Source organism: Aquamicrobium segne, from assembly GCF_042656785.1.
Lineage (GTDB): Bacteria > Pseudomonadota > Alphaproteobacteria > Rhizobiales > Rhizobiaceae > Mesorhizobium > Mesorhizobium segne.
On record NZ_JBHSLL010000071.1, the window covers coordinates 1 to 4,291 of the forward strand.

The 4,291-nt window shown below is 62.9% G+C and carries 7 protein-coding genes; 3 read left to right on the top strand and 4 right to left on the bottom strand.

The annotated features are described in order from the left end of the window. A partial coding sequence (locus ACFPLB_RS17465; RefSeq protein ID WP_378232058.1) for a cation transporter occupies positions 1-638 on the bottom strand: 638 nt, incomplete at its 3' end. Between the two features lie 66 nt (positions 639-704). On the opposite strand from ACFPLB_RS17465, the gene ACFPLB_RS17470 reads away from it, so the two are divergent. Then, a complete protein-coding gene (locus tag ACFPLB_RS17470; RefSeq protein WP_120326080.1) occupies positions 705-1,121 on the top strand; it encodes a MerR family transcriptional regulator in 417 nt (138 codons plus the stop codon). 207 nt (positions 1,122-1,328) lie between these two features. On the opposite strand, the gene ACFPLB_RS17475 is transcribed toward ACFPLB_RS17470, so the two are convergent. Genes ACFPLB_RS17475 through ACFPLB_RS17485 form a run of 3 tightly spaced genes read right to left on the bottom strand, consistent with a single transcriptional unit; the run spans position 1,329 to position 2,991 of the window. Continuing rightward, positions 1,329-1,667 carry a DUF6616 family protein gene (locus tag ACFPLB_RS17475; RefSeq protein ID WP_378232060.1) on the bottom strand — a complete coding sequence of 113 codons (339 nt, stop codon included), beginning with the start codon at positions 1,665-1,667 and terminating at the stop codon, positions 1,329-1,331. A 20-nt stretch (positions 1,668-1,687) separates the two neighbouring features. After that, positions 1,688-2,464 (bottom strand): DNA alkylation repair protein, encoded by a 777-nt coding sequence (locus ACFPLB_RS17480; RefSeq protein ID WP_378232062.1) that lies wholly within the window; start codon positions 2,462-2,464, stop codon positions 1,688-1,690. After that, complete coding sequence (locus ACFPLB_RS17485; protein WP_378232065.1) at positions 2,461-2,991, bottom strand: MarR family winged helix-turn-helix transcriptional regulator; 531 nt, start codon at positions 2,989-2,991, stop codon at positions 2,461-2,463. Before ACFPLB_RS17485 ends, ACFPLB_RS17480 begins: the two co-directional genes overlap by 4 nt. A gap of 134 nt (positions 2,992-3,125) precedes the next feature. Between ACFPLB_RS17485 and ACFPLB_RS17490 the strand changes: the two genes are divergently transcribed. Both ACFPLB_RS17490 and ACFPLB_RS17495 read left to right on the top strand, forming a co-directional pair. Then, a complete protein-coding gene (locus ACFPLB_RS17490; RefSeq protein WP_378232068.1) occupies positions 3,126-3,683 on the top strand; it encodes a recombinase family protein in 558 nt (185 codons plus the stop codon). Positions 3,684-3,790: 107 nt separating this feature from the next. Next, positions 3,791-4,000 (top strand): ribbon-helix-helix protein, CopG family, encoded by a 210-nt coding sequence (locus tag ACFPLB_RS17495; RefSeq protein WP_017502925.1) that lies wholly within the window; start codon positions 3,791-3,793, stop codon positions 3,998-4,000. Positions 4,001-4,291: the final 291 nt, after the last annotated feature.

Sequence of the window (4,291 nt, forward strand, 5' to 3'; positions counted from 1 at the left end):
CCGTCACGTTCGCGGAACGCGACCCGGGGTACGAGATCGATCAGCGCTTCAATGCCTGCCCGCGCACGGCCGGCCGCCACGGTTTCAAGCAGTTCGCCCACTGCGAACAGGAAGATCACGACAGCAGCTTCTTCGGCCGCGCCGATGGCGACCGCGCCGAGTGCTGCGACTGTCATCAGTGTCTCAATGGTGAAGGGCGATCCGGATATCGCGCCGGCGACAGCCCGCTTCGCGAACGGGATAACGCTGATCAGCGCCGCGCCTGAATAGAGCCATTGCTCCCAATCCGGCAGAATACGCGCGAGGGCGAAGGCAAGAACGAACAGCACACCAGTAAGGAGGACAAGCCGACCTTTGCTGCCTTTCCACCACGCCTCAGTAATACGCTTCCGAGGCAGGCTCGCCTTTGGCTCGGCCTGCTCGACCACTGGTGTATACCCAAGTGCTCGGATCTTTTGCTCAATGGTGCCGAGGGCCGTGCGGTCCTCATCCAATTGCAATGCAAGCGTCTCGCTGGCGTAACTGACATTGACGTCGCTAACACCCGGCAAGCGCTGCATCGCCGTCTCGATTTTCAATGCGCAGGATGCACAGTCCATGCCTTCTACGCGCAGTCTGTAGGGGCTCGCTGCCGCCATGATGTCACCTCGACTTTTCCGATGTGACACCCCAGATAGACCCTGTAGTCACTATAGGGTCAAGAGATGAACGACAAAATTCTGATGATCGGCCAATTGGCCAGGCGGACAAGGACCAAGGTCGAGACGATCCGGTTTTACGAAAAGAACGGCCTCCTGCCGGCACCCTCGCGTACCGGTGGCAACTATCGTGCATATGAGTTGGTCCATCTCAGCCGGCTCAGTTTCATCAGGCGGGCGCGTGAACTTGGTTTCTCGCTCGATCAGATCAGGGAATTTCTCAAGCTGGCTGACGATCGTTCGCGGTCTTGCGCGGCGGTTGATGCGATTGCAAAGGAGCACCGGAAGGAAGTCGAGCAAAAAATCCAAGACTTAATCGCGCTTAAGTCCGAACTTGACCGGATGATCGACCAGTGTGGATGCGGCCTAGTTGCAGATTGTAGGATAATTGAGAGCCTGTCACCGCCAGCGAGGAACTACTAACAGCGCCTGGCCGAAGCAGCGTGATGCATACGGCTGTTCTTCGATCTTAGCTTGTCGCAGAACTACTGATTTTCGCATCAAAATCGCCGGCGCTGATTTTTCAGGGAAAAATCTGTCGCAAAAGTCGAGTGCGAAAGTCAGACTTGCGCGACTGACTTTTGCGACACATCGCGGCCCGGAATCCGGGCCGCTGCGAGCGTGTGCAGGTTACAGCGCGGCGAGCTGCGGGAGGTGGCCGTTCAGATCGACGCCGGGGCCGGCCGCGTTGATCGTGTCGAAATAGTCATGCCACCCGGAAGCGGCGATGCCCGACACAAGGGCGGCAATCGCCGCCGCGTCAGGCGCGCGCCAGATCGCGAAGAATTTTTGCGACGGGGCATGAAGGGTCGCGGCGTCCGTCTCACCCAAGGCGATCGCTTCCACGCCAAGGGCCGACAGCGCGCCCATGCCGGAGCCGATCGCCTCGAAAAACTGGCGGCGGCCGTTCTGGTCGAGCGCCAGCCATGCGGGTTTCGGGGAATAGAGTTCGGCCAGATAGTGCGCCATGTGAGCGGTCCTTTCGTATGTCAGCCCTTGCGGTCGATAGAGCGCAGGGCGCGTTTGCAGATTCGGGCGGTTGCGGGCGTGGCGTTTTCGGCCGACCATTGGGCGCACAGCGATCGCACCCAGTCGGGCCGGTCCTTGCTGGCGTCATTCAGCCAGTTGCCAACGGAGTCCTGCACATAGGGGGCGGGATCGGCCCGGAGCGGTTCGAGGATCGGCAGCGCCGTTTCCGGCTGTTGCCGCAGCGGGCCAAGATGGGCGCACCACACGCCGCGCGGCCGGGTTGCCTCGCTGGCGAAGCGCCGCAGGCGTTCGGATGGCTCAGCCGTCCAGCCGGCGAGCAGCGCAATAGCGTTGTCGAGATCGGCGGCGATATGCGGGCGAACGGCCATCCATGACCATTCCCGCACCCCGAAATGATGATCGTCGGCAAAGGGCTGGATCGCCGCGATCCGGGCGGCAAGGGGCATGTCCTCGGCCGTGCCGATCGTGAAGCAGGCCCACCCGCGCACTGTATCGGATACATGGTCGCGCAGCTCGCCCACGGCAGCGAGGCCGCGCCGCTCGTGGATCAGGCGCGCGGCCAACGCCATGCGCCGCGAAATGCCCTCGCCCGCCGCTTGCTGCATCGCCGCTATGGCATCTTCCCCAAGATCGGGCAGAACGGCGCGCATCAGGGCGGCGAAATCCACGGCTAGGCACTCGGTCAGCGTGGCGGCCTCGATGGTGCCGGCATTGAGCAGGGCGAGCCGGGCCGGCTCAATATCCGCGACACGTTTTCCCGATCGGCCAGCACTCACCGGGGATTGCCAGCAGCAACGGCCGGGCTGTCCTTTGTCGGAATTTCCACGTTGCGCCAGACTTGGCGCAGCACGCCGCTAAGGGCTTCGCGCTCGTGCTGGCCGAAGCCCGCAAAAAGCGAGGCGATCCATTGGCTATGTTCGTTGAACAGATCGAGCGCCACGGCCTGCCCCTTTGCCGTCAGCCGCACCGACACCTTGCGCCGATCGTCCTTGTCACCATGTCGGGCAAGGAAGCCGTCCCGCTCCAAACCATCGAGAAGGCCGGTAATCGTGGCGCGTGTGACGCCGGCCCGTTCGGCCAGCTCGTGCGGTGCAAGCCCTTCCGGCAGGTCGCGCAGCAGGAGCAGCAGGACGAATTTTCCTTCCGATAGGCGATGCGGCGCGAGGCGCGCAGCGCAAGCCCGGTCGATGCCCGAGGCCAGCGCCAAGACCTCGAAGCAGAGCCGCATGTTGTCCGCACCCGGCTGTCCACGGCGTTGCGCCTCATCGAGCAAGGCAAGGTGCTTTTGTTCCAGAAGTGTCATGCGGCGGCATATAGTATGCCGCCTAATTACAAGTCAATGCCGCAACCCGCGACAGTCGCAGAATAGGGATTTTCGCGACGGGTTGCCCGCGCTAGATTCCGGGCGGTGAGCATAGCAGCGAAAGCCCCTGCCCCATGATGATCGGATATGCCCGCGTCTCGACTGACGGCCAGACCCTTGACCAGCAGCGCGCGGCGTTGAAGGCGGCCGGCTGCAAGCGCGTGTTCGAGGAAAAGGCATCGGGCGCGCAGCGCGGCCGCCCCGAGCTGGCGAAGATGCTGGACCATTTGCAGCCGGGCAACGTGGTGACGGTGACGCGGCTCGATCGCCTCGCCCGATCGACGCGCGATCTTCTCGATATTGCCGAGCGAATCGGCCAAGCCGAGGCCGGCTTGCGATCGTTGGCCGAGCCGTGGGCCGATACGACGACGCCGGCCGGGCGCATGGTGCTGACCTTCTTCGCCGGCGTTGCCGAGTTCGAGCGTAGCTTGATCCATGAGCGCACGAGCGCCGGCCGGGCCGCTGCGAAGGCGAAGGGCGTTCGGTTCGGCCGCCCCCCTGCCCTTTCGGCCGAGCAGATCGCACACGCCCGCCAGCTCATCAGCGAGGACAAGAAGCCGGCCGAGGTTGCCCGGCTCTTGGGTGTGCATCGCGCCACGCTCTACCGGGCGCTTGAGAACGCAATAGCGTGAATACGCATTGACGTAACCACGTTAGTTGCCGGCCCTAGAAGTAGTGCCTTTCCCGGTTCCTTCCGCAAGGGATTGCAGAATCGGGCGGCTTGCTCTTAGTTGTAAACATGAAGGAACGCGCGGAAGAGATTCGCAGGGGCGTTGCCGCCCACAGGGCGCGGCAGATCGCGGCCGGCCGCGTGGCGTTGAATACCTATGTTCCGGGCGAGCTTGTCGAGGCAATCGACAGGATCAAGGAGCAACGGGGCGCGTCAGCACGCGCGCCGATCATTGAGGAAGCGTTGAGGTTCTATATCGAAGCGAAGCAAGGGACATAACGGCAAAACGCCCGACCGTTGGCGCGGTCGAGCGTTTTTGTAGGCCGTCAGACACACCGTAGATAAGGGGTCCGCTAACTCTCCCCTTATCTACGCTACAGCACTCCAATTCGCAAGATTGATTCTTGCGGAAACGGGGAAAGCCGTGCCTGCCGTCCGCGCCGTCATGTCCTTCAAATGGAAGGACGAGGGCATATGTTAGGGACGCAATACGCGGCCGCGATCGGCTGCGCGCGCGGGAACGCGCTTGATGAAATCATGCGGGAGGTTTGGACCCGATACGGCGCGGGC